The organism is Ktedonosporobacter rubrisoli (assembly GCF_004208415.1).
Lineage (GTDB): Bacteria > Chloroflexota > Ktedonobacteria > Ktedonobacterales > Ktedonobacteraceae > Ktedonosporobacter > Ktedonosporobacter rubrisoli.
This window is the reverse complement of record NZ_CP035758.1, coordinates 7,314,981-7,340,042: the sequence shown is the minus strand read 5'-3', so window position 1 is coordinate 7,340,042 and position 25,062 is coordinate 7,314,981. Positions and strand designations below refer to the sequence as shown.

At 51.8% G+C, this 25,062-nt stretch carries 20 protein-coding genes and 1 other annotated feature (1 of these 21 cut by a window edge); of the genes, 6 read left to right on the top strand and 14 right to left on the bottom strand.

What is annotated here, in order from left to right:
- Nucleotides 1-136: 136 nt before the first annotated feature.
- Both EPA93_RS31945 and EPA93_RS31940 read right to left on the bottom strand, forming a co-directional pair.
- Nucleotides 137-538 (bottom strand): hypothetical protein, encoded by a 402-nt coding sequence (locus EPA93_RS31945; protein ID WP_129891400.1) that lies wholly within the window; start codon nt 536-538, stop codon nt 137-139.
- A 95-nt stretch (nt 539-633) separates the two neighbouring features.
- The gene (locus EPA93_RS31940) at nt 634-1,230 is read right to left on the bottom strand and encodes a hypothetical protein (RefSeq protein WP_129891399.1); all 597 of its coding nucleotides are present in this window, start codon (nt 1,228-1,230) and stop codon (nt 634-636) included.
- A gap of 392 nt (nt 1,231-1,622) precedes the next feature.
- Between EPA93_RS31940 and EPA93_RS31935 the strand changes: the two genes are divergently transcribed.
- Together EPA93_RS31935 and EPA93_RS31930 are read left to right on the top strand one after the other, a co-directional pair.
- A complete protein-coding gene (locus tag EPA93_RS31935; RefSeq protein WP_129891398.1) occupies nt 1,623-2,285 on the top strand; it encodes an alpha/beta hydrolase in 663 nt (220 codons plus the stop codon).
- Between the two features lie 42 nt (nt 2,286-2,327).
- Complete coding sequence (locus tag EPA93_RS31930) at nt 2,328-4,412, top strand: prolyl oligopeptidase family serine peptidase (RefSeq protein WP_129891397.1); 2,085 nt, start codon at nt 2,328-2,330, stop codon at nt 4,410-4,412.
- Between the two features lie 214 nt (nt 4,413-4,626).
- Here the strand turns inward: EPA93_RS31930 and EPA93_RS31925 are convergent, their stop codons facing one another.
- Nucleotides 4,627-5,535: a VOC family protein gene (locus tag EPA93_RS31925; RefSeq protein ID WP_129891396.1), complete on the bottom strand. Its 909-nt coding sequence runs from the start codon at nt 5,533-5,535 to the stop codon at nt 4,627-4,629.
- A 169-nt stretch (nt 5,536-5,704) separates the two neighbouring features.
- The gene (locus EPA93_RS31920) at nt 5,705-7,177 is read right to left on the bottom strand and encodes a carboxylesterase/lipase family protein (protein ID WP_165423525.1); all 1,473 of its coding nucleotides are present in this window, start codon (nt 7,175-7,177) and stop codon (nt 5,705-5,707) included.
- A gap of 181 nt (nt 7,178-7,358) precedes the next feature.
- Between EPA93_RS31920 and EPA93_RS31915 the strand changes: the two genes are divergently transcribed.
- A complete protein-coding gene (locus EPA93_RS31915; RefSeq protein ID WP_129891394.1) occupies nt 7,359-8,030 on the top strand; it encodes a CGNR zinc finger domain-containing protein in 672 nt (223 codons plus the stop codon).
- 199 nt (nt 8,031-8,229) lie between these two features.
- On the opposite strand, the gene EPA93_RS31910 is transcribed toward EPA93_RS31915, so the two are convergent.
- Nucleotides 8,230-8,670 carry a hypothetical protein gene (locus EPA93_RS31910; protein ID WP_129891393.1) on the bottom strand — a complete coding sequence of 147 codons (441 nt, stop codon included), beginning with the start codon at nt 8,668-8,670 and terminating at the stop codon, nt 8,230-8,232.
- Nucleotides 8,671-9,295: 625 nt separating this feature from the next.
- Entirely contained in the window at nt 9,296-9,922 is a 627-nt protein-coding gene (locus tag EPA93_RS31905) for a DUF4232 domain-containing protein (protein ID WP_129891392.1), read from the bottom strand.
- Between the two features lie 464 nt (nt 9,923-10,386).
- On the opposite strand from EPA93_RS31905, the gene EPA93_RS31900 reads away from it, so the two are divergent.
- Nucleotides 10,387-10,881, top strand: a complete 495-nt coding sequence (locus EPA93_RS31900; RefSeq protein WP_129891391.1) for a PRC-barrel domain-containing protein — start codon at nt 10,387-10,389, stop codon at nt 10,879-10,881.
- A 223-nt stretch (nt 10,882-11,104) separates the two neighbouring features.
- Here the strand turns inward: EPA93_RS31900 and EPA93_RS31895 are convergent, their stop codons facing one another.
- The 3 genes from EPA93_RS31895 to EPA93_RS31885 all read right to left on the bottom strand — a co-directional run bounded on the left by EPA93_RS31895 (nt 11,105) and on the right by EPA93_RS31885 (nt 15,054).
- Nucleotides 11,105-13,312, bottom strand: coding sequence for a tetratricopeptide repeat protein (locus EPA93_RS31895; RefSeq protein ID WP_129891390.1), 2,208 nt, complete (start codon nt 13,310-13,312; stop codon nt 11,105-11,107).
- A gap of 162 nt (nt 13,313-13,474) precedes the next feature.
- A complete protein-coding gene (gene rsmA, locus EPA93_RS31890; protein ID WP_207229255.1) occupies nt 13,475-14,383 on the bottom strand; it encodes a 16S rRNA (adenine(1518)-N(6)/adenine(1519)-N(6))-dimethyltransferase RsmA in 909 nt (302 codons plus the stop codon).
- Between the two features lie 92 nt (nt 14,384-14,475).
- On the bottom strand, nt 14,476-15,054 hold the full coding sequence (locus EPA93_RS31885) for a hypothetical protein (protein WP_129891389.1): 579 nt from the start codon (nt 15,052-15,054) through the stop codon (nt 14,476-14,478).
- Nucleotides 15,055-15,376: 322 nt separating this feature from the next.
- Here EPA93_RS31885 and EPA93_RS31880 point away from each other — a divergent pair, with 322 nt between their 5' ends.
- Together EPA93_RS31880 and EPA93_RS31875 are read left to right on the top strand one after the other, a co-directional pair.
- Entirely contained in the window at nt 15,377-19,132 is a 3,756-nt protein-coding gene (locus EPA93_RS31880; RefSeq protein ID WP_129891388.1) for a transglycosylase domain-containing protein, read from the top strand.
- Between the two features lie 27 nt (nt 19,133-19,159).
- On the top strand, nt 19,160-19,666 hold the full coding sequence (locus tag EPA93_RS31875; RefSeq protein ID WP_129891387.1) for a hypothetical protein: 507 nt from the start codon (nt 19,160-19,162) through the stop codon (nt 19,664-19,666).
- Between the two features lie 100 nt (nt 19,667-19,766).
- On the opposite strand, the gene EPA93_RS31870 is transcribed toward EPA93_RS31875, so the two are convergent.
- The 5 genes from EPA93_RS31870 to rplJ all read right to left on the bottom strand — a co-directional run bounded on the left by EPA93_RS31870 (nt 19,767) and on the right by rplJ (nt 24,885).
- Nucleotides 19,767-20,408, bottom strand: coding sequence for a uracil-DNA glycosylase (locus EPA93_RS31870; protein WP_129891386.1), 642 nt, complete (start codon nt 20,406-20,408; stop codon nt 19,767-19,769).
- 99 nt (nt 20,409-20,507) lie between these two features.
- Complete coding sequence (locus EPA93_RS31865; RefSeq protein ID WP_129891385.1) at nt 20,508-22,898, bottom strand: polyribonucleotide nucleotidyltransferase; 2,391 nt, start codon at nt 22,896-22,898, stop codon at nt 20,508-20,510.
- A gap of 326 nt (nt 22,899-23,224) precedes the next feature.
- The gene (rpsO, locus tag EPA93_RS31860) at nt 23,225-23,494 is read right to left on the bottom strand and encodes a 30S ribosomal protein S15 (RefSeq protein ID WP_129891384.1); all 270 of its coding nucleotides are present in this window, start codon (nt 23,492-23,494) and stop codon (nt 23,225-23,227) included.
- Nucleotides 23,495-23,934: 440 nt separating this feature from the next.
- Nucleotides 23,935-24,318: a 50S ribosomal protein L7/L12 gene (gene rplL, locus EPA93_RS31855; RefSeq protein WP_129891383.1), complete on the bottom strand. Its 384-nt coding sequence runs from the start codon at nt 24,316-24,318 to the stop codon at nt 23,935-23,937.
- Between the two features lie 30 nt (nt 24,319-24,348).
- Nucleotides 24,349-24,885: a 50S ribosomal protein L10 gene (gene rplJ / locus EPA93_RS31850; RefSeq protein WP_165423524.1), complete on the bottom strand. Its 537-nt coding sequence runs from the start codon at nt 24,883-24,885 to the stop codon at nt 24,349-24,351.
- 47 nt (nt 24,886-24,932) lie between these two features.
- Nucleotides 24,933-25,062 (bottom strand) — a sequence feature (ribosomal protein L10 leader region) (it continues 63 nt past the right edge of the window).

Sequence of the window (25,062 nt, the reverse complement as noted above, 5' to 3'; positions counted from 1 at the left end):
CACGTCGAAGCTAGCGATATGCTCGCCAGAGCGCGGCGCCCCATCAATTTTTCTCTTTTCGCCATTCAAGGTGCCAGAACAATGAGAAGTGGAAAAGCCTGTAAGATTACTTGAGCTGTAACCTGCATTATAGTAATTATATAAGCTTATAGATATGTATTGCTGTGTTGCGACTATCAACGATAAGGATATGTATTTCTGTGCGAGGCGGAGTTATGGCTGGCGCACCGCTTTTTTTCTGCTGAAGAATAGCATACTCGCTTCCTCTATCCACTAGTATATACCCCCGAGCAAGATAGGCGTCAACGTGTTGCATTAGTAATAAGCTCAGGTTTGCTGGCGTGGTGGGAAGAGAGGCAATCTGCTCTACATCCGTCAGCTCATCTACCTCGGCAAATTGCTCGTGATCATATGCATGCAGCCGGATTGGACGCAGGGCCGCGGGCCGGCAAGCGCGACAAACGAACCCCGCTGTGGGAAGCGGCCTGCCACAGCGCATGCATAAGGACATATTTTGTGCTGGCTCAAATGAGGGCATAGGACCTCCGAAGCTATTTCTATGCAATAGTATCGGCGGCCCATATTGGGGAGTAGAGGGTAACGAGCAGGCGCGAAAGAAGGAAAAAGCTGCTTCTAGAGCTCCCGATTGTCAAGTATTGGGCTGCGCTGGTTATCATATTCGTATTGATATTGCTTGAGCAATGCGCTATTTCTGTTGACTATCTGTAAGCTTTGTAGGAGTTGGAGAAGCTCACCAAATGCCGGGCCATAGCTATGTCCAAACAGGATTGTCAGCTTCGAGGTAAATAGAAAGGCTGTCGTAAGAGGTGGGTGTATCCACTGCAGGATCTTGCCAGAAAAAGTAATGTTAGCGAGGGAAAGCGTTCCTTCCCAAACGGTGGGGTTTTCGTCTCGTCGTGCTTTGCGCTCATATTTCATGTTATATGGATCGTTGAGATCAAAGCTTAAGGGCTCTTTTGTCAGATCTTGGACCGCACTATCCAGTGAAATAATGACAAAGTTCTGACTTTCCGGAGCATAACATGGGCCAGAGGAATAGCGTGGACTGGTAAAGGTAAAAGATATGCTCATTATATTGCCAAACTGCGAGATGCCCAGGCCGTGGCTGCATATGGTCAGATCAGAAGGGCGTTCGGGTAATCCGTAGACCGGGAATTGGCTAAGGGCAACGGCTTCAGGAATTTTCTGTGGTCGATCTGCGTGTCGCATTTTCTTGCCTCATTTATTCGAAGTTGATACTAATATTGCTATCTGACAATACTGTTATTTTAACCTGAATAGTAAAAATGTTCTATATGAGCACTTTGCCTCGCAAAATTGCCTTGCTCCAAGTTAAGAGGCGAGGCATTGCATAAAAAGCTTGCATACTTTATAAATCAGGCAGGGACGTGAGGCCTGCGGAGCCATCTCCTATGGAATAGTATTGATGAGGGAAATGTTGGAGAGTAGGGGTAACGAGCAGGCGAGAGAGAGGGAAAAAGCTGCTACTGTCAGGATGGCACGTTTCACAGAGCAAAAAACGTGTGGTAGTATGGCTTTGAAAAGTTGAGAAGTATAGAGCAAAGAAGCTTAGGCTTAGAAAGCTGGAACGGGAAAAAAACATGGGTAGTAATCAAGTATTACATATCAATATACCTACCGCACAAGGATTTCTTGAGGGGATTCTTAAACCCGAGGAAGAGGGAACGCAGCCCCTATACGTTAGCCTGATGTGTCATCCTCACCCGCTTGGCGGAGGTACGATGCACAATAAAGTAGTCTTTAAAGCCGCTCAGGCTCTGCACTCCTTAAATATTCCGTCCTTGCGCTTCAATTTTCGCGGAGTAGGCCACAGCAGTGGGACCTATGACGACGGGCGCGGTGAGAAGGATGACGTGCGCTATGCGCTTGAATTCCTCAGCCGTCGTTATCCCGGGGTGCCGGCTATTGTTGGCGGCTTTTCCTTTGGGTCCTATGTGGGCTTATCAGTCGCAGCTATAGATGATCGCGTTCAGGCCATGATTGGACTTGGTGTGGCGGCGCGTATGTTCGATGACAATACTCTGCAGGGCTGCCATAAGTCCAAACTCTTTATCCATGGAACAAATGATGAGCTCGCTCCATATGATGTAGCCTTGAAATGGATTGAGCAAGTGCCAGCCCCAAAGCGTATTGTGGAGATTCAAGGAGCCGATCATTTCTTTCAGGGACGCCTTGAAGAAGTTCAGGCAATTATTACAAATTTTGTGCGCACGCTTGGAGAGTATAAGTTACTTGACGCTTAAGTGGCTTTCTTTCCCGGCCTTGCCCGTTCAAGGAGTTGTAAAGTGAACATACCCGCCACCCGTCGCGGCGATGTCGTCGATGACTACCATGGCACCAAGGTTGCCGATCCCTATCGCTGGCTCGAAGATGCGACCTCTGAGGAAGTTATCGCCTGGTCCGAAGCCCAGAATGCCCTCACCCGCCAGTACCTGGCTGATCTTCCCGGGCGCGAAACGCTTAAGTCGCGCTTTACCGAGCTGCTGAATTATCCTAAGTACTCTGTTCCATCCAGAGAAGGGGAGCATTACTTCTTCTCCTGGAATACCGGATTGCAGAATCAGGCCGTGCTCTATAAGCAAAAAACGCTGAAAGATACGGCAAGCCTTGTCCTTGATCCCAATGCCCTTAGTGCTGATGGAACTGTTGCGCTGACCAGTCAATACTATAGCAAGGATGGTGAGCTACTGGCATATAGCATCTCGGCCAGCGGAAGCGATCAGCAGGAGATCAAGATTCGGCGCATTGTTGATGGTAGCGATTATGCCGAGACCATCAAGTGGTGTAAGTTTGCTAGCATAGCCTGGCGGCACGATAATCGGGGATTTTATTATGATCGTTTCCCCGAGCCGGGAAGCGTGCCAGCCGAGGACGAGTCACGTTTCTGTAAAGTCTATTGGCACACTCTGGGCACGCCTCAGAGCGATGATCAGCTTATCTTCGAGCGGCCCGACGCCAAAGAGCTCAGCTTTAGTCCCAGTATCTCTGACGATGGCAAATATCTCCTGCTCACCGTTTGGCAGGGAACCGATTCGAATAACCGCTTCTATTATCGACCCGTCGTAAGTGGCGATCCATTTACGTTTATACGCCTCTTAGACGAGGGGGATGCCAACTATACCTTCCTGGGAAACGACGGCCCTATTTTCTATTTCAGGACGAATCAGGGGGCACCACGTGGCAGGATTATAGCGATAGATACGCAACGGCCCGAATGCGAGAACTGGCAGGAACTGGTAGGTGAACAGGAGGACGTGCTGGATTTCGCGCTTATCGTCAATCACCAGTTTGTGACCGTCTATATGCATGATGCTCACCATGTTGTGAAGCTCTATCGCCTCGATGGCAGCTTTGAGGGCGAAGTTGCTCTGCCAACTCTTGGTTCTATCGCAGAGGTCTCGGGCAAACCTGAACAGACTGAACTATTTTTTAGCTTTACGTCTTTCTTATATCCGCCGACAATCTATCGCTATGACCTGATCGATGGGAGCCTCTCACGGCTACATGAGCCGGTTATCAAATTTAAGCAAGAGGATTATGAGACCACTCAAGTGTTCTATCCGACAAAGGATGGAACACGCGTGCCAATGTTTCTGACCCATAAAAAGGGCCTGAAGCTTGACGGGCAGAATCCCGTGTTGCTGTATGGCTATGGCGGCTTCGATATAAGTATTACCCCATTCTTTGATACGAATGCATTGTTATGGCTGGAATTGGGCGGTATATATGCCGTGGCCAATCTGCGCGGCGGCGGCGAATATGGTGAGGACTGGCATCAGGCCGGGATGCTGGAGAAAAAGCAGAACGTGTTCGATGACTTTATCGCGGCAGCCGAATGGCTTATCGCTGAGCGATACACCTCAGCGGCGCGTCTGGCAATTATAGGCGGAAGCAATGGCGGCTTACTGACTGGTGCCTGCCTGGTCCAGCGGCCAGACCTCTATGGAACTGTAATTTGCCAGGTACCAGTTATCGACATGCTGCGCTATCATAGGTTTACGGTTGGAAGATTCTGGATACCTGAGTACGGCGATGCTGAGCATAATGCAGAACAGTTTGCATTTCTTTATGCTTATTCACCATTACATAATGTGAAGAAAGATATTGCCTATCCTCCCACGCTTATCGTCACAGCCGATAGCGATGATCGCGTCGTACCTGCCCATGCTAAGAAATTTACGGCTACCTTGCAGGAGGCAAATAGCGGTGAACATCCCATTCTTCTGCGCCTGGAAATGAAGGCCGGCCATGGCCTGGGCAAGCCTACAAGCAAGATTATCGAAGAAGAGAGCGATATTCTCGCATTTTTATGCAATCAGCTGAATATCGAGATTCCGGCTTCCCTTGCTTCGCCAGAGCCGCAGGCCTGAGCATCGTCTCTGACTCGTCCTCAAGGAACTATTACAGATCTCGCAGAGGTATGTGGCCCGTAGCTTGCGGGTTGCATACCTCCCAGTATTTGACGGGACCGCTTTCTTTGCCCGGCTAGAAAGCAAGCTAGCCTGCCTTGTAACCTCTATCAAGACTCTCTGTTGCAAAGAGGCAAGTTTAGCCGCTGCGGTAGTCTGGGCAAGGGGTATAAAGTTACAGGCGTGGTGTGCCTATATTTTCAAATAGAACAGCGCTTCCATAGGCCTCTTCGGGTCGCACCATCACACGTCCTCGATATTCCTGGAAGGGCACCTGATGCTCGTTCAATATGCTGCGAACCATATCCAGATTTACTGTAGCGACAGTAAAACCAACCAGGCATGGTAGAGCAGGTGGTACGCAGCCAGGAAGCAGTTCGTCAAGATGTTCAGGGGTGGTCACGACAACTCTTGAATAATCCAGCTCCAGGACAAAGAAACCATCCCTCTGTTCTCCTCTATGTCCTGTATAGCGCTCATACTTCGTTATATAACTTGCCGGGTCGGTCGTACAGACAATACATTCAGTCAAGGCTCTTGCTCCATTGCGATGCTGGATGTAGCGTGGCTGTAGCACGAGCTTTGGCGTAAGATGCTGGGCAATTTGAATAAGACCTTCGGGATTGCTCTGCGCAGGGAAATGTAAGCATTTGGCATACATTGTCATTTCTCCTTGCGGGGTGTCTACATTGCGCTGGAAATGGGCCACCTCTGAACAAGCAGTGCCCAGTTTTATTAACAGTTCACGCGTTGCCTCTATATCATCTGTACCAAAGTGCATAACGTGCAAACCTTCGTAGCGGCTGAGGGGCGTATCGAGATCAAATGGGCCGCGCTGCTCTTTACTCATGCTGCTCCATTTTTCTCTGTCAATAACGCCAAGGAGCTCAAGGTAGTTACTCTCAAAGATTGCACAGCGATTCCCAGCTCCTAGTTCTTGTGGTTCTGTACCGGGCGTGAGGGCGATCTTGGCGCGCGATAGCGGCGTGAACATAAAACCGAGCCGCTCGTAACGCGCAACCATTGCATCGAGATTGGCTGAAATCAGACCAGCATGATGGATAATATTGACCTGGCCATTCATAAACAAAACTCTTTTCTATAATTATTTGAAAGCACTACCAGACATACGTCCAAACTGACGTGAGTATGAGTTTGCCTAAGCCTACTTACTCTGCGCCGTATCAGCCCAGCGCTAATACTCAAGGATCTCCTGGCTATTTAAGCTGAGATCTTCCTCTTTCCCGGTGTTGCTAGAGACTATTCACGATGCCGTGTGCTTCGATGACTGGGGCAAAGCTCAGTATGCTCTTGCTCGCTGACTGATAGCGAGGCCATGGAATATAGGTGGAAGGATCTCCTGAGCGGATAAAACCAATCCAGGCGCTCTGTAATGCCTTCGACAGATCTGTGAAGATGGCCGGATCTGTCCCGTGCAGCATTGGCGCGTTGCTCCATGCACCTGGAGTGCCGAACACAAATGGCAGTTCAAGGCAATGACAGGCCTTGAAGGGCGAGCCTGCAGGTGCCCAATCGAATTGATAAACCCAGGTATTCAAGCCTGATTGAGCCAGAGCTTCTGCTAGCTGCTGCGAGGGGCGCCGGAATACGCGCTCGGTTAATAAGTCGCTTAATAACTCTATCATTCTGGCCCCAGGGCGTCGGCGACTGTACTGTTCCAATGTCTCGGCATTCCCACCTAGCTCAGAAAAGCGCGTAGCAATGAGAGCCGGGTCCGGGGGCTGTCCCGTGGGATCGCCTAAAAATGCATGAGCTTCTTCTCGCGTTGTGCCAATAATCACTTCCACACCGGCAGCTCTGGCGCCCGCGGCTGCAGCGGCAATAAACTTCTCTGGGGTAGAGAGGGCGTCAAATACAGGCATGAATGGTGGAGTAAACTGACCAAGACGACCGTTCATGCGAGCCAGTTGAGCGGTGGCCTCTAAGATCCGCTCCGGCTTCTCGGCCCTTAAGCGGGCGGCAATCTCTGCTGGCTGGCCCCGCTCGATCTGCAATATATCTAGCCATTGCTCTCCAATTACGCGTGCATCTGCTTCCGCGAGGGGAGCCAGCCCCTCCGGCGCGCTCTGTAGAATGGCCCGCTGGAATAAATGTCTCGTCTCCTGCAGGGCTAGTATGTACATGATCGCATGCGCTCCTGCCGATTGCCCCATAACACAAACCTGCTTTGGATCACCGCCAAAAGCGCTGATATGCTCCTGGACCCAGTGCAGGGCAGCAATCATATCGAGGATACCGGATTGACCATTGCTGATCTCAGGATAGTAGAGAAAGCCAGAAGCACCGGTGCGATAATTAACTCCAACCACGACCATATTTCCTGCTCTCGCAAGCTCGGTGCCATCATACCAATCAAGTGAGCCAGCGCCACTTGTGTAAGCTCCTCCATGGAGCCAGACGAGCACTGGCCGGGCTTGCTTATCAATAGCTGGCGTTGAAATAGTGAGCGTAAGACAGTCCTCGCTCTGTGGACTGACAAAATCGCCTGTTACGTTGCGCAGGCGAGAGGGTAATTGCGGTGAGATCGGACCATGCCTTGTGGCGTCCCGAACTCCTTGCCAGCTAGAAACAGCTTGCGGCGCTGCAAAGCGTAGATCTCCTACTGGCGGTGCCGCATAGGGGACTGCGCGAAATTGGACTATACCGGCGTTGGATATGCCCTGTAAATCTCCAAGGGCAGTATGGGCTAGCAATGATTCCGTCATCGTAACTCCTTGCCTCATTTTGTGGATAGTCTTGTCTCCAGATCGGCTAGATTTATTTCCAGGGCAGCTTTTTCAGCTGTTACGAGCTGCTCCGATCTCTGAGCTCCTTCCACAAAAATGTGTGACATGCTAAAATGGTTTTATATATAACAAGCATAGAAGAAAAGGAGTGACATGTCAAGTGGATTTTACCCACTACACATCCCGCTCAGTCAGCCTGGCTGTTGATCTGATAAACACTTTGCATCCGGTAAGCGGCCGCGATACTCTGCTTAGCGAAGAGGATCTGCGGAAGTTTATGGAAGAACATGAGGTCATATATGAGCTTAGTCCTGAAGAAGCCGACAAGAAGCCGCATTACCGGGTGGCAAAGGGTATGTATAGAACAGCCCTGCATAGTTGGGAGCTTAGTAATGACGATGTGCTGCGTGTGCGTGCCTTGCGAAGCTCTCTGCGCACTGTTTTTGAACTGGCTTCGGTCGATGAACAAGCAGCCGCAGCCCTATTGAACGAAGAGCTGCGTGCAAGCGGTGCGACGCCGCGTATCAGCTGGCACCATGGCCCCTTTCATTTGCATTTTGAGTCGGCAGAAGAGGGCTGTGCTCACTGGCTAACATCAACTACTGCTATGGGTCTGGCCGTTGTGCTTTGCGAATTTGGTGCAGATCGTTTTGGCATTTGTGCCTCTCCGTCATGCCAGGCCGCCTTTATCGACGCCTCAAAAAATATGCGCAAACGGTATTGTTCCGAGGCCTGTGCCCATCGTGAGAGTGTGGCTGCATTTCGAGCGCGAAGACGTCGAAATGCAAAATCTACTCTCGAAGTGCTAACTGCTCTCGAAAGCAACGAATAGAAGAATTTTTGCTGCTAGCTAGATGTAGCATCATTCTCTTGTGCGTATCCCAGCCCTTTCTCGGGTAACAGGTGGGCAAGGAGTAACTTCAGCGCATAGAAAGGGAAAAACCACGCCAGGCCTATGGGCACGGAGATCAGATATATGCCGATAAGAACGAGAATAGCATACGAAATGAAGGCCACCGGCCGCTTGACGTTCAGCGGCGTGAGCAGAATGAGAAGAGCAGCAAGTAATACAGACGCATAGATGATTGCTGCTGCGATCCAGGAGAAGCCAGCAAACAGAGCAGCCAGGATAAAGGGATGAATGTGGAATACCACAAAGCCGAAATGCTGCTTAAAGCCTGGCCAGGCCGATTCCACCAGCGTTTGGCAGCTGGCGATGCGTTCACGCTGATTCCACCAGCAATATCGAAGGCGATCAGGCCAACGAGAAGAAGTTGCCAGAAGTTCCATTTCAAGTGGGAAAGCAGTGGATAAGCCAGGGCTGCTATGGTGAACAATAGTACCCAGGTGAGATTAACCCAGTTTTCTGCTGCCGTTGCTCCAGGTCCTGCCAGGCGATCCCACACGCCCCCGATGCCCGCGCGGGGCTGCATATTCGTTCTTGCCTGCTTTTTCTTCTCTGTAGCGTACATGAATAATCCTCCATCTCTTGTCGTCTCAAACAACAGCGCCTCTCTGAAAAAGAGCAGGTTAGTAAAAGTATAATAATAACTGTCCAGTCAGTTATTATTATAGCAGGAAGAAGATCGAAAAGCAAGCTCTGCGCAGAGTGAAGAGAGATCATGGCAGAGCGGATGGATTGAGGCGAAGGAGAAGCTGTCATTTAAAGTAATTATTCCTGGCGCGTTTCCTCTCAGATAACTTGCCCATATCGGCTTGAGAGGCGCATTCAGCACATTGGTCTCTCGTATTAGTTGGCGCGACATCTTATCTCATCTCTTCCGCGCTGTGAAGCTCTGATGAAATGACCAGTGTCTCTCTCATAATTTGGCGCGTCACTCCCAGAAGCAGCGCGAGGAGACTGCACGATTTTATGCAAGCAGAACGCGGGCGCAAAGCTGAAAAGCCAAACGAACTGGTCTCTGCTTTGATGCCGAAGTGTTCATTTGGGAACTGCGTGAGCGAAAATCGGGTTTCTCCGTAAGTAGCTCCCCTCTCAAAAGGAGAGCTGATCGCTCACGCAGTTCCCTCACTGCTCCATGAAACGCGCGCACGCAGTGGCTGGCTTCGCGGAAGTACGCGGCTTCAGCTTGGAGATCATCGAGGCTGCTGCAAGATATTGTACGGCTCCAGAGGAGAGATGTTCACAAAGTTTCTGAACGGACAGAACGGGCCCCCCCACTGGGGGGTGGCGACCAGCAGGGGTGCCTGATTGAGAGGCGGGGTGACTCGCAGAAAGGAGACTGGGGAAGCAAAGGATCCTGGAGGGCCTACACCTGGAGGGAGCTTCCCACAGCCCTGGTTGGTCCAGGAGACCACGAAATACGCCTTTCCCGCCGCCTGAAGGACAAACTGATGGGGCACCTGCTGTTGATACAGAAACCCCTGCGTGACTTGCCTGACGTGTGCTCGGATGGGCTGGTGTTGAGCATCCAGGAGCTGGACCGCTGGATAGCCGGAGAGCGTACAACTCTGCTTCGACTGGTTCACCAGGACAAACTGTGCGGCCTCGTTGCTGGTAGCGGCGCCGAAGGTGCCAAAAGCGAGCAGGAGGTGCTGGGTTTGACAGGGAGGAGGAGCTGAAGGCGAAGATGCTGATCGTGGCGCCGCAGTCGGCGTCGAACGCGCCTGCGGCGAGGCAGTCGTGCAGCCACTGAGAACCAGTGCCACCCAGAACAGCCAGAGGACCCCTAATGTCCCTCTGACGGGGCGATGACGATTCATCAGGGCCACCTCCTTCTCATTTCGGAATCAAGAGAACCTTTCACTTTCATGACCGTTTTCCCTTGCGTTGTGCTAGAATCGCATGTCTCCTTCTCACGTGCAAGTATACCTGAGATGCGCCAGAAATGCGACCATTTTTCCCCATGTGTTGGCGTATTTCTCAGATATGGTGGCAAAAATGTGGCAAGATTTCATGAAGGAGAGAAGGGAAGAGCTGAAAAAGAATGAGAGGCGACGCTACGCCAAGTTCTGTGAGAAAGCTGATGCGCTGAAAGCGCTTGGCAGCATGGCTCGTTTTCTGAGAAACAGTAAATTTTCTGATAAATGACAGAAGCTTAGAAATTTCGTCAATACTGGCTAATGTTCCCTGTCTGGTCTGCGTAGCTGTATAATAGAGCAAGAGCCCTGTTAAGCATAGCTTGAGGGCTTAAGATGATCATCTGTGGATTGAGGAGTAATTATATATGGCTAATAGTAAAGCTGCCAGGAAATGGTCAGAGCTACGCAATACGCCGGTCATTGTTCCTAAACAGGGTAGAACACTGGGTACTGTCGAGGATTTCTACTTTAAGCCAGGCACCAACTCAGTTTATGCGTTATGTGTGCGCATGCCTGTTCTGGGGAATCGCTCGTTGCCCGTGACTGCCATCCAGACCATTGATGCCAAGGGCATCAGCATAGATAGCGAGCAAATGTTGATCAAGGCCCTGCCGCCTCTGCCTACCAGCCAGAACCTTCATGGCAGCAAAGTTGTCAGTGATAACGGAACTGAAGTTGGTACCGTAGATGAAATATTGCTGAATATCGATCCGCCTGTAGCGATGCGCATTGCTGGATTAGAGCTGGCCGGCAAAACTTTAGGACATCGGGGGCAAAAAGGCTTTAGCGCAGAAGCAATCTCGGGTTACGACGATGATGCCGTAGTCATTCACGATAGCATTGCGCGCAGACTGCACTAGCTTACGCCACACTGCAGAGTGCGGTAACGCCAGTAATAAGAACCGTACCGACAAGTGGTATAGCAGTCACAACTAGCCAGGTTTATTGCTATGCCAGAGAGATAGGCAATATGACCGAGGGCGGGAGCTGCGATTCCGCCCAGCGCAACCGGAAGGCCCATGCTAACTCCCAAGGCCATATTGGCTGCGTGCGGATAGATACTCCAGGCCATAGCAAGCGTTGCTAAGCTTCGCCGCGTAGCCTGGCAACCTCTGCCTCGGCCACTTTTGCATCCTTGCGCCTGTGTAACTTGCGTAGCGCTTCTGCTTTCCGCTGCCAGTTATCGGGATCGTTGGGAGCCAGACTGATTGCCGCCTCAGCGGCAGCCAGAGCCTCATTATTGCGGCCCAACTGTTTCAGGACAAGAGACTTGTTGTGAAGAGCCGAGACCATGCGCGCATTTAGCAGGAGCGCACGATCATAAGCCTGCAGAGCAAGCTCGTAGTTCCCTAACTGATAGAACGCGTTACCCTTGCCATTCCAGGACAAAGCCGCCTCAGGATTGATGCGCAAGGCGCGGTCATAGGCATCAAGAGCCTCCCCGTAGCGCTCCATCTGGCAAAGAATGCTCGCCTTGCCATTCCAGGAAGAGGCGAAGCGCGGATCGATGCGCAGGGCCTGATCATAGGACTCAAGTGCCTTATTAAGCCTGCCCATATCGCCAAGCACATTGCCGCGCTTATCCCAGGCTCTCACAAAATTGGGATCGATGCGCAGGGCCTGATCATAGGACTCAAGTGCCTTATTAAGCCGCTGCTGCGCGTAAAAGACATTTCCCATGCCATACAGCGCCGGAGGATAATTTGGATCGCGCTTCAGCGCTTCCTGGAAGGAATTCCAGGACTCCTTCAAGCGGCCCATCTCATAGAGAACCAGGCCTTTGCCGTTCCAGTAGCTAACCGAGTTCGAATCGTAGGTAAGAGCACGCTCAAAGGCGCGCAAGGCATCCTGATAGCGCTTAAGCTGTCTGAGGACCAGGCCTTTATTGCTCCAGGCCTGAGCCATATGGGGATCAAAATGCAGCGCCACCTCAAAAGCGTTAAGCGCCTGTTCTGGTTGGCCAAGGGCGCTTAGCACAGCTCCTTTGCCATTCCAGGAGAAGGCGTTGTCGGGAGCCAGCTTTAAAGCACGCTCAAAGACATTCAGAGCTTCCTCGTTGCGGTGCAACATATTCAGCGCCGTACCCTTGCCATTCAGGGAGGTAACTAGATTGCTATCGAGCTGCAAGGCGCGCTCGAATGAAGCCAGGGCGTCGCGGTGCTGACCATTTATGGCCTGGGTCAAGCCACGGCCCTGCCAGGCCTCAGCATTCAGGCCATCGGTCTGGATGGCTTTATCGTAAGCGGCAAGGGCCTCGCGTACGCGCCTCTGCGAGTAGAGATTATAAGCATCCTGCAGGATCTGCTGCGCCGTCGTTCGCGCTGGGGGAACCTGAATTCTTGTTTGCGTCTGCGTTAAGGTTCCGCTGATGCGCTTCTGATCAACCTGCTGCAATATGTGAGAAACCTCCTGTACGCTGGCCGGACGTTTCTCGACATCCATATTGAGCATCTGCTCTAAGAGCTCGTCAAGCTCGGGTGGCACGTTAGGATTTAATTGTGATGCGCGCTTAAAGAAAAATGGTTGCTCGCTTGGATCGACTCCCGTGAGGAGACAATGCAGCAATGCACCGAGGCTATAGATATCCGAGCGTGGCGTGCTCTGCGCCTTACCATATTGCTCGGGAGCAGCATAGCCAGGAGACCCCAGTGCTACAGTGTCATGCAGCTGGCCCGGCTTAAAGACGCGTGCAATACCAAAGTCGATGAGGAAGATATGCCCGCTATCACTGATCATCACGTTGGATGGTTTGAGGTCGCGGAAGATGATCGGGGGCTGGTGATTATGCAAGTAGCCCAAAACGTCGCAGAGCTGTTGACCCCAGCTAAGAACCTGCTCCAGGAGTAAAGGCTTGCCTGGATCTTTTTCCAACTGATCCTCAATCGTGTGCCCCTCAATAAAATCCATGACCAGGTAAGAGCGCTCGCCCTCTGTAAAATGATCATAGATCCGCGGGAGATTGGGATGGAGCAAATCAGCCAGAAGACGCGCTTCACTTTCAAATGCTCTTTCAGCCTCTTCAACGCTTGCCTCTGGCAGGCCTGCTCTACTCATTTCTTTGATCGCGATGGGCCGATTATTGAAGCGCGTATCAACTGCTTTATATACGGCTCCCATTCCGCCCTGACCGATGCGTGCTTCGAGTTGGTAGCGGCTATTGAGCAATGTTTGCTCTGGTAACATGCCTGTTGTGTGTTTGAATGGGAGCGGCGCGGCACAGAATTGACAGAAACGTGCCGTCGCTACATTCGCTGCTCCACAGTTCTCACAGAACTGCTCCTGCGTTGACATAAGTCTTACTATTTCCTATACATGAAAATATGCGTCTATCTACTGAACGTTTGGGAGAATGTGAACATCACGCCAGGCCTCACTCGCGGCCCATCTGGTTAATTACTCTGTGTTATCTGCTGCAATCGTGCTGTACCATATCCATTATAATACCATGTTATGTTAGGTATTGTCCTGCGCCTCTTTTATCACTTCCCACAGCCTCAACCATTCCTCGATACTCAGAGTCTCGGCGCGGCGACTGGCCTCAATTGAGGCCTCAGCGAGCCAGCTACGTATAAGCTCGTTTTTATAGTGCAGGCTATGCGTAAGTGAATTGTGTAATTGCTTGCGGCGTTCGGAAAAACCTGCCTGGACCACCCGAAAGAAGCCTTCGCGCTCCTGTGCAGCAAGCGGCGCCTGTGGGTGCACATCTATCCGCAAGATGGCCGAGTCAACCTTCGGCGCAGGATAAAAGGCCTGAGCTGGCACTCTGGCAACGATACGCGGTTGCCCATAAAATTGGACGCTTACGCCCAGCAAGCTGAGATCCCCAGGACCCGCTGTGATACGCTGCGCCACCTCCTGCTGTACCATTACAACAAGCAACGCTGGCGCATTCTCGCTCTCTAAAAAGTGCCGGAACGTGGGAGCCGTAATATAATATGGCAAATTTGCCACAAGTTTATAGGGCGCTTGCCCAAAAACTGTGGCAGGATTGAGAAAGAGCAAGTTGCGCGCTATCAGCTCGACATTGGTATATGGAGCCGTCGTTTTCTCCAGCAAGGCCAGCATGTCTCTCTCTATCTCTACAGCTACAACGCGGCGCGCGCGCCTGGCTAGCTCGCGTGTTAATACCCCTGTTCCTGCACCCACCTCCAGGACTTCATCTTGTGCCTCGATTTCTGCGGCCTGCACAATCTTGAGTAGTACTGAACGGTCAACAAGAAAATTTTGCCCAAAGGATTTGTTAGGGCGCATATTGTGTGCATAGAGCAGGTTGCGTAGCTCGCGCACGTTTGTCAGGTCTATCTCGTTAAAGGCCTCGATCGTATTCTGCCTCTCCGGTTGGTCATGTATGTTATCCGTCAATGTCTATATCTCATCATTAGAATAGTAGTAATAGTGTGCTAACTGTAGCAGAGCTCAGAAGTCCTGTCAAATGCAGTAAGCCACCCACCCTCTTATCTCCAGCGTTGGCTCCAGGAGTGACGGCGCGGGCGCAACAAACCTCCCAACGAGATCCCAAGGGCAGAAAGTATCACAATGGCTATAATCGCGAATGGGATCAGGATAGCCAGTAAAATGATAATTGGCAGCAGTAGCACAAAGGCCAGCGCACCAATTAGGGCAGCCGCAAGCGCGAGCATTATTGGTATGGCTTTTATCAACACAATTGCCAGCAGCACGATGCCAAGTATGCGCATAATGGGCTTGCCTGCGTGCCGCTGCGGCCTGGCCCATGACGGCACTTGCGCCTGAAATCGCCTTTGCCCCTGATAGCTTCTGGTCTCTGTTCTATATTCGCGTGCCTGCCCCTCGGCATACTCTGCCTCCCGCCGCAAGCCTTGTCGCGTATCCTGAGCTGGATAGCTATAGGCCGGTAAAGAGGCCTCAAAGGTCGAGGGATGTTCATCCTTTGGTATATTTCCTGAGTGAGGAGTCGTTGACCAGTAATAGGATTTATATTCATTCTTCTGGCCGTTTTCCAGAATTTGTTCATCCTGGTTTTGCGGCTCAGGCACAAATTCTTGTTGACTCATAATTGTTCTCCTTATATATGGGACCACTATAATCTACGTAATTCGGCGACGAGGGTTGCATGCCCAGAAGGTACGGTATACGAAACAAAGTGTCATCCTGGAACGTTATTAAAAAACAGTGCAGTATGCGTCGTGTGGTATGATACTGCCTGTGTAACACAGGCTCCTATAGGGTGGGGGGGACAGAAGTCTATATTCATTATCCGTAAATTATTGTCATTCGTCGGTATATTGGTGTTGATGCCTCCTGGTATGCATGAACTAGATAAAAGGTGGTAAGGGATGATACACCAGCACCTACTCCTGCAAGGAAGGACGCAGCATGTCTATGGATGACCTGAGCAGAAGTCAGCAAGAAGACACTCAAGGTAGATTACCCGCTGTGGGTAAAATCAAGGGTAACAGACATGAAAATAGTGGCGGTGGACCTGATCGGCAAAGTTCCAGCCCCAAACAGGACTATCGTCAGGATCAGAATGCTATTGAGAAAAAAAATAATGAAACCAATACAAAAAATATAGATGCTGAGCAGCTTATCACAGCGGATAGTCAAAGGAAAAATGAGGTTCTTAAGCAGAAAAATGAAAAGGATGAGCAGAGCCTTAAAGATGGCCCTGGATCTATTGTATCTCGGCCCATTGCCGCGAGCATAGAAAATAGAGGAGAAGTTACTCCAGGCTCGTCTGTAGAGCAAAGCAAAAATAGCTCAGGCGATGGCAAAGAGGCTGCTTCCAGGCGCGTCTATCGCATTGGCAACCGCATTACGAGCCGAGGCGCTAGTGGTAGTGCCCAGCAGGAAAACGAGCAAGCTGTAGAGGAGAATAAGAAGCCCCCTCTGGCGTCTGGCTTCTCCAGATCAGGGAACCAGGAGAGAAGCAGCAACGCCACCAGCGGCAACGGAGCCGAGTCGCAGTCCAGCAGCGCGAGCACCTCTATACGTGGAGAGGACGAACGTAAATGGGCCAATCGTATGGGAAACAGGGTAGTAAGTAGAAATGATGGTGGTGATGGGGTGAAGGTAAATGTAAATAAGAGTGCACCGAGTAAGCATGCCGATAATGCTGAAGATCGCGAAACCCAGAACGGCAATGATGTTGAGACGCAGCTCTTGAAGCAGGATGCGCACAAAACAAGCTCTTCTCCACTCAAGGAGGGCAAGCGTGAGCAAGCTAAAATTCCACCTCTCGCGGCTCGGGACGCAAAAGAGCCTTCGCATGCCGAAATCAGTGAGATAGAGACCCAGCCTGTCGATCGGCGTAGCGTGGTAGAGGGGGCAAGGAAACCAAAGGAGGGCGAGCAATTAGCCGAAAGTGCTGGCAAAGCAGAGAGTCAGCGCCCGAAAGATAAAGACGCGCTTATAGAAAGCTGGCGACGAGCCGCCAGGCTGAAGGCGGAGGGCCAGATTCAGGACGGCCAGCAGAAGAGCAAAAAGGAAGAAGAAGAGGAGAAGAGGGCACAGTGGGAGAAAGAGCCTACGCTGTTTCTAGACCCGCAAGAGGTGCAGCGCCAGGCTGCTGAGCAGCGTGCAGCTCTAAAAGCTGAAAAATTGCAGGAAGAAAAGCGCAAGAAAGAAGAAGAGAAGAGGGCGCAGCTGGAGCGCGAGAGTACGCTGTTTCTCAAGCAACAAGAGATTCAGCAGGAGGCAACCCGCGCAGAGGAAGAGCGCAGCGCTGTCAGTGTGGCAGTTCTGCCCGCGCCAGCCGAGGAAGTCCCTGCTCCACTCACAGAACAAGATACGCGCCGTATGCGCGTCAATCGTATCCTCATTCGCAAGCGCCGCCAGGAGCGCGTTGGTGGCTTTCCCGCCTGGCTCTGGAAGACCGCTGTTATTCTTCTAGTGGTCGTGGTGGTGCTGCTTTCCGGTGGTGTCGGTGCCGCTTATGCCTATTATCAGTCGCAATTGCCCTTGCTTAATGGCATGGCTCAGCATTCGCTCTTTCAGACCACCCATATCTATGATCGCAATGGACATTTGCTCTATCAACTTTATGATAACCAGATAGGTCGCGGGAGACGGACCTACGTCAATTATAGCGATATTTCGCCGCTGCTGGTTAAAGCCACAGTTGCCGCTGAGGATCGCACCTTCTGGACCAACGGCGGTGTCGATCCTTATGGTATTGCGCGCGCCGCCGTCTCGGATCTGCAGCATCATGGAACCTTGCAGGGAGCCAGCACGGTCACCCAGCAGTTGATCAAGAAACAGCTTTTCGACGAGCAGGATCGTACACCGCAGCAAAAAGTGGAAGAGGCGATGTTAGCCGCCGGCCTGACGCAGCAGTATCCCAAATGGAAGATCATGGAGATGTATCTTAATACAGTCTTTTATGGTGATCTCAACTATGGCATCGAGGCGGCTGCGCAGGACTACTTTAATCTCCAGCCTAAATGCGATAAGCATGGCTGTAAGCCAGCAGTTTCTCAGCTCGACCTGGCTCAGGCTTCGATGCTGGCTGGTTTGCCTCAGGGCCCCTCGCTTTACAACCCTATCTATAACAAGGATGCGGCCCTCAACCGGCAGCTTGTGGTATTGCAAGCGATGGTCGATACTGGCGTGATCACCAAGGCGCAGAAAGAGCAGGCGCATAAGGAGATGGCTGATTACAAGTTCGTCTCGTATTCAGCCCTGCAAGAGAAGCAAACCAATGCTCCCCACTTTGTGCGCTACGTAGTTGACCAGGTATTGGTGCCGTTACTGGGCGCTCAGAACCTGCTTGATGGTGGTTACAACGTCTACACCACACTTGATCTCGATCTTGAAAAGAAAGTCGAGCAGATCGTCTACGACAATCTATACAAGGCCCAACAAGACTCCTATTTAGGCAATTTCGGGCCATTAAATATCACCAATAACGTCAATAATGCCTCCGCCGTCGTGATCAATCCTCATACTGGAGAGATCCTGGCTATGGATGGTAGCGCAAACTATAACGATAGTAAGCCCGAGGTGCAGGGGCAATACAATGGTGCCCTGGCCTTGCGCCAGCCGGGATCATCGATGAAGCCCATTGTCTATGCCACAGCTTTTGAGCTGGGCTGGTATCCTGGCATGATCGTTCCTGATCACAAAACCTACTATCCGCGTCAGCTGGATGATGGCACTTACTATTCGCCGCCAAACTATGATCAAAAATATCATACAGATTTTCCCATGACGATGCGCATGGCGATCGCTAACTCGTATAATATCCCTTCAGTGGACGCACTGATGTATGCAGGTGTTCCTAATGTGGTGAATATGGCGGCGCGTCTCGGTCTCTCGGAAATCGCCAGCAAACCTCTGGATTCGTTTGGGCCAACCCTCGCGCTTGGTACGTCGGAGGTCTCACTTTTACACTTGACCGGAGCTTATGCGACCTTTGCCAACCAGGGTATCAGGGCGCCAGCTACCTCGATATTAGAGATTACTGACAATCAGGGGAGCCCCGTATATAAATATAACGAGGCCCACCCCCAGGGCCAGCGCGCAGTAGGCGCTGATGTATCGTTCATGATCAGCAGCATCCTCTCAGACAATAAGGCGCGTTACCACGAATTTTCGCCAGGCAACCCTCTGGAATTAGATCGTCCGGCCGCAGCGAAGACCGGTACAACCGATAACTTCCGCGACAACTGGACCATAGGCTATACCCCGCATATTGCTGTGGGCGTCTGGGCTGGGAATAGCGACAATTCTATTATGAATAACGTGGTAGGTATTACAGGGGCCGGTTACATCTGGCATGATGTTATGGAGTATGCTTCGCACCTGTATAATTTCCCAGCCGATGACTTTGTAAGGCCCGCTGATGTGCATACAGGCTCTGTTTCGGCGCAGACTGGTTTGTTGCCCCATCCAGGAGAAGCGACAGTGACCGACTGGTTTATTGATGGGACGATGCCAACGATTCAGGGCGATTACTCTTATTCAACGCCGCCCGAGAACGATGATGGTGGCAAGCATAACAAGAAGCATTGCCATGGCAAGAAGTGTAACAACAATAATAATAATGACAACAACAGCAATAATGCTCCTGTTCTCCTGCCTGGAGGTGGTACAATCGTACCTATTGAACCCTTTGGGGCTGGTGACAATTAGGGAAGATAGATTTTTGGAGGATCATCTATGGCGGATACATCGGAGCAAAAAGCTACAGCTCAGGAACCGGCAACGGTGGAGGTCAAGCTTCGGCCTCCCACCCGCGTCGAACTGCGTAATCTCTGGCTCAAAGAATATGGTGAGCAGGATGTTGCTTTACAATTGTGGGTCACTCTTGTAGAGAAAGAGAATCTGGAAGTAGCTATTATGCTACAGATGCATAGTTTGCTTGTTTTCGGAACTATGGTTCCCACCCAGGCCTATGTGCAGTTTCACCTTGACCTGTTTGACCAGACCTATCGAGAGCAAGATCCGGCTATGGCCAGCGAATTGCACAAATATTATAGTGCGCTTATTCCTCCGGCCGATCAGCCTGAAATTGGGCCTGAAGGACTTCCTACCATGTGGCGTTATATCCATCTGCGCGATGTGACTATCATTGGTGGGGAGCATACTGTGAAATATCACTACTGGCGTGGCAAAGTGAGTGGCGTAGATGCCTTTGTGATAGGAGTAGCGCCCGAGGAAGAATAGCTTCAGAAGGGCAAGCGAAAACCTCTCGACGATCTGCGGGTCTTTTATGAACCGGATCGTGGGAGGTTTTCTTATGTCTCTATCTTCTACCCGGCTGGCCTTAGAACAGCGAAAGTTGCTGCGGAGGCTCTTCTTGCGGCTTTACAGGTTCGCTTACCTTAAGTGGGACCTCTGCCGCCATGCGTTCCGCTTCAGCGATAACAAGGGGGATCTTTTTAAAGTCTTCGCGAATGGTATCCTTAAGGCTCGCCTGGTGTAGACCAGCGGCCGGATGATACATGGCTATACAGATATAGCCATTTTTCTTGCGCGCACGTCCATGTATTGCGCTAATCTTCTCGTTGCCAAAGAACTTGGCCATTGAGTAACGCCCAAGAGTAACGATGACGCGCGGTTTAAGAGCTGCAATTTGTCGATCAAGGTAGTCATTGCACGCACTGATCTCTTCTGGCAAGGGGTCGCGGTTGTTAGGGGGGCGACACTTCACGACATTGGTTATAAATACGTCTGAGCGCTTAAGACTAATGCTTGCCAGGAGCTCATCTAAAAATTGCCCAGCAGGACCAACGAATGGACGCCCTTGCCTATCTTCGTGGAAGCCTGGTCCCTCACCGATAAACAATATCTTGGCATTAGGAGTCCCTTCACCCGGCACTGCTTTAGTGCGGCCTTTACAGAGGTTACATTTCGAACAGGTAGAGACCTCTGCTGCTACCTCTCTCAGCATCTCCTCCGACGACATTGCTTCTTTACCTCTTTTCCAAAAGTAGCTGAGGCGCATATTAGGAGAGGCCGGGTACATTTTTACAGGTACCCTGCCTCTTAACAACATTGTAGAAAGTTACCAGCGACGATCTGTGGAGCGCTGGCCAAAGCCGCTATCCCGGCGCGGACCCGGGTTGCGACCCGGACCCATGGGGCGACGCTGACCAAAGCCACCGCTGTTGCGATCACTATAGCGATCACGATCGCCATAGCCACCGCGCTCACGTCCACCGCCGTAGTTGCCACGATCATTATAGCCTCGGCCAGGCATAGAGCCCTCGCGGTCGCGACCACCACCGTAGCCACCCCGGCCAGGACCACCCCGGCCGCCTCGTCCGGGTCCCCGCTCGCTATCTAGCTCGGCCGGTGTAGGCATCTCGCCGCTTAACGCGGCACGGCGCGAAAGGTTAATACGACCCTGCGCATCGACTTCGATAACCATTACGGTGATCTCGTCGCCGATAGATACCACGTCTTCAGGGCGCATTACCTGATAATCCGCCAGCTGTGAGGTCCGAACCAGACCTTCTTTACCGGGCAGGATCTCAACAAATGCGCCAAAGTCCACGAGGCGGCGTACAGTACCTGTGTAGATACGGCCAACCTCGACTTCCTCTGTTAGAGCGCGCACAGCATCTATTGCCTGCTGCATAGCCTCGCCAGAGGTCGCGGAGATGTTAACGGAGCCATCATCCTCGATATCGATCTTTGCTCCGCTCTCTTCCTGGATCTTGCGAATCATTTTGCCGCCTGGTCCGATGACGGCGCCGATCTTGTCGGGATTGATCTTCAAGGTCTGGATACGCGGTGCGAACTCGGAAAGCTCTTCACGTGGCGCATCGATTGCATCAAGCATCTTCTCCATGATGAACATGCGCCCCTCGTGGGCCTGTTCTAGGGCTTTCTCCATGATTTCATAGGTAATGCCCTTGACTTTGATATCCATCTGGAGTGCGGTGACGCCATCGGCTGTGCCAGCAACCTTGAAGTCCATATCGCCGAGCGCATCCTCGATACCCTGGATGTCGCTGAGCACTGCCCATTTGCCAGCGCGCTCACCCTCGCCAGTGATCAAGCCCATCGCCACGCCCGCTACCGGAGCGTGAATGGGTACACCAGCATCCATCAGGGCCAGCGTTGTGCCACAGACCGAGCCCATGGAAGTCGAGCCGTTAGATGAAAGAACATCAGAGACTGCTCGAATCGTATAAGGGAATTCAGCGTGCGAAGGAATGACAGCCGCTACAGCACGCTCCGCCAGGGCGCCATGACCAATCTCGCGACGACCAGGGCCACGCAGCGGCTTGCTCTCGCCTGTGGAATAAGGTGGGAAATTGTAGTGGTGCATAAAGCGCTTGCTCTCGCCAAGGCCCAGGCCATCGAGGACCTGCTCCTCGCCGGGCGAGCCCAGCGTAACCACGCTCAACACCTGGGTCTGGCCGCGTGTAAAGAGCGCCGAACCATGGGTGCGTGGAAGCAAGCCAGCTTCGCAACTGATCGGACGAATGGTGCGCAGGTCGCGACCATCAGGACGCGCACCGTGATCCAGGATATTATTGCGCACATAAGATTTCAGTTCTTTTTCATAGAACGTAATGATATCTTTCAAGCGCTCGGGATACTCTTCACCCAAGGCCGCAATCAGCTCGTCCTGGACCAGGCTCAAAGCCGTCGAGCGAGCTGCTTTATTCGGGTTATTAACGGCAGCCTCAAAGCGGGGTAATACAAATGCAGCCACCTTGGACTGTAACTCTTCGTCAACCATAGGTGGCTCAAACGGGCGCTTGGCTATATTCACAGCCTGCATCAGCTTCTCTTGCATCTTGATGGTCTCTTGCAGGTGCTCGTGTCCGAAGCGCACTGCCTCAAGCATCATGGATTCGGGAAGCTCTTTGGCCCCAGCCTCAACCATCATCACCGCGTCGGCAGTGCCTGCTATAGCCAGATCGAGCTTGCTGCGGCTCATCTGTGATTCCAGCGGATTGATCACCAGCTGGTCGTCGATATAGCCCACGCGCACTGCGCCAACCGGTCCCGCGAACGGGATATCGGATATGCTGAGAGCAGCCGAAGCGCCAACAATACCCATAATATCGGGATCATTTTCCTGGTCTACTGAGAGCACAGTGATGATAATCTGTACATCATTGCGATAACCTTTGGGAAAGAGAGGGCGAAGAGGACGATCAGCGAGGCGGCAAGCGAGGATGGCGTGTTCTGTAGCTCTACCTTCACGTTTAATAAAGCCGCCAGGAATCTTTCCTGCGGCATACATGCGTTCTTCTACGTCAACTGTTAATGGAAAAAAATCAATACCTTCACGGGGCTCATCGCTGCCAACCACAGTTGCCAGGAGAACCGTGTCCCCGTAGCGCACCAGCACTGCGCCACTACTTTGTTCTGCCACACGACCGGTCTCAATACTCATGACCCGGCCCCCGATGACAGCTTCTTGACGATGAATCATATTTCCTCCGACTAATGGCACCCTATTTACTTTTAGTTCAACTCTAACTAGAGCTTGTTACATCCCATCTGTTTACCATAACTGGGTGCAGTCACTCTTACAACACTTACCGTCTTGTCTCTCTGCGGTCTTATCCTTGTGCGTTGGTTACAAACCTGTGTGGGGATATCCTCTGCCTATCGTCTTCGTTAGTTCTTATTCTGCTCTCTATCCGTTTCAGTACAATGCCCCGGGTTTCCGTAATATGGAGAAAACTGTGCTGCGGTCGGCCATAATGTACGGCGCGGGCCATGATTGCGCCGACCGCGTACGCACTAACCCCGTGATTAGTGGCGCAGGCCAAGCTTTGCGATCAAGGCGCGATAGCGTTCCGGGCTCTTCTTGCTGAGATACGACAGCAAACGTCTGCGTTGCCCAACTAGCATTAGCAGGCCCCGACGTGAATGGAGGTCATGCTTATGAAGCTTAAGGTGCTCTGTAAGCTGGTTGATACGCCGTGTCAGGATCGAAACCTGGACTTCAGGCGAACCTGTGTCGGTTTCATGTACACGGGAATTAGCAATAATATCTGCTTTTTCTTCGACGGTCAATGCCACGTTCTTTATTCACCTGCCTTCTTGTACAAGATAACATTTGTGTTGCGGTGAAATATCCGCACTTCGTATGGAGCCCTCTCCATACGTTGCCCTTCTTCAGGCAAGGAACAGGAATTGCTCTTTTCTGTTCCAGGGAAGTTGGAGCGCATGCATACTCCAAGCTGCGCGCTTTCGCCGCCTTTGTCCTCATGCAATTCCTACAAAATGAGCGGTTCCGTAGCGGACCAGGTATTCAGGCACACTGCTCTCGATGCTGCACAGCGAATGCGTAAGTGCCTTTTTGGCAGCAAAATTGCAAACTGTTTACTTCTCCGTTTGCATTATAGCATGGAAGGAAAAGAGACGCAACGAATCGCGTCTCTTTCTCGCCTTGAGAAGCCTGGCAGAAATATCTCTAGCCCGTCAGCTTCTCTCCTGGGTTGAGGAGGGATACAAGAGAACTACTTGATCTCGACTTTGGCGCCAACCTCGGCCAGTTTAGCAACAACTTTCTCGGCCTCTTCCTTGGAGACGCCTTCCTTAACGGGCTTGGGAGCCTCGTCGACGACTGCCTTCGCCTCTTTCAGGCCCAGGCCGGTGAGCTCACGCACAACTTTGATGACCTGGATCTTGTTGGAGCCGACGTCGGTCAGCACTGCGTCGAATTCGGTCTTCTCCTCAACAGGGGCAGCAGCCTCAGTGGGAGCGGCAGCGGCAGCTACGGCCGGGCCAGCGGCGACGGGGGCAGCGCTTACGCCCCATTTTTCCTGCAGGGTCTTGCTCAGCTCAACCAGCTCCAGAACGTTTAGCTTTTCGATTTCCTCAATAATGTTTGCTACAGACATGGTACTTCCTTCCTTATATGTGTAGATAAATTATTCTGCTTTTGATTCACCGAGTTGATCGGCGCGGGCTTGCAATACATAGCACAGATCTCGCAATGGCGCGGTCAACAGACTATACGTGGTAGACATTGGGCCCTGGACTGTACCGACTACCTGGGCCTTGATGCTATCTTTGCCGCCGGGAATCTTGCCAAGATCCTCAACCTGATTAGCGTTGAGCGTGCGACCACCTAGAATGGCTGATTTGAGCTGAGCCACCTTGGATGTGCGCACATAATCGGCGACAGCTTTAGCGGCGGCAACTTCGTCTTCATAACCGAAGGCTACTGTCGTCTGGCCATTAAAGATGCCTTTGTCAACCTCGGTCATGTTGTTGCGCTCCGAGGCAATACGCAGGAGCGTGTTCTTCGTGACCTGCAGCTCAAGCTTGGCGGCACGCATCTTGCTGCGCAGCTCGGTCATGTCTTTAACGCTAAGCCCCTGGGTCTGCATCAAGATGGCCACCGTCGCACGGCTGAGCTTATCTGTTAACTCTTCAATTTTTTCGGCTTTTGCCTGTGTTGGCATGTATGCTTCCCTCCTTTCCGAGGATAGATAATCTGAGCGGAATGCCAGATGGTATAGAAAAAGGCCTTCGATTTCAACAACCGAAGGCCTGGAAAAATCATTCTGCTGCTCGTGCCGCTGCTCGCGAAAGATGGCGCAGCACAGCGTTAGCGCTTTGTGTGATCCCTCGGCAAGCCG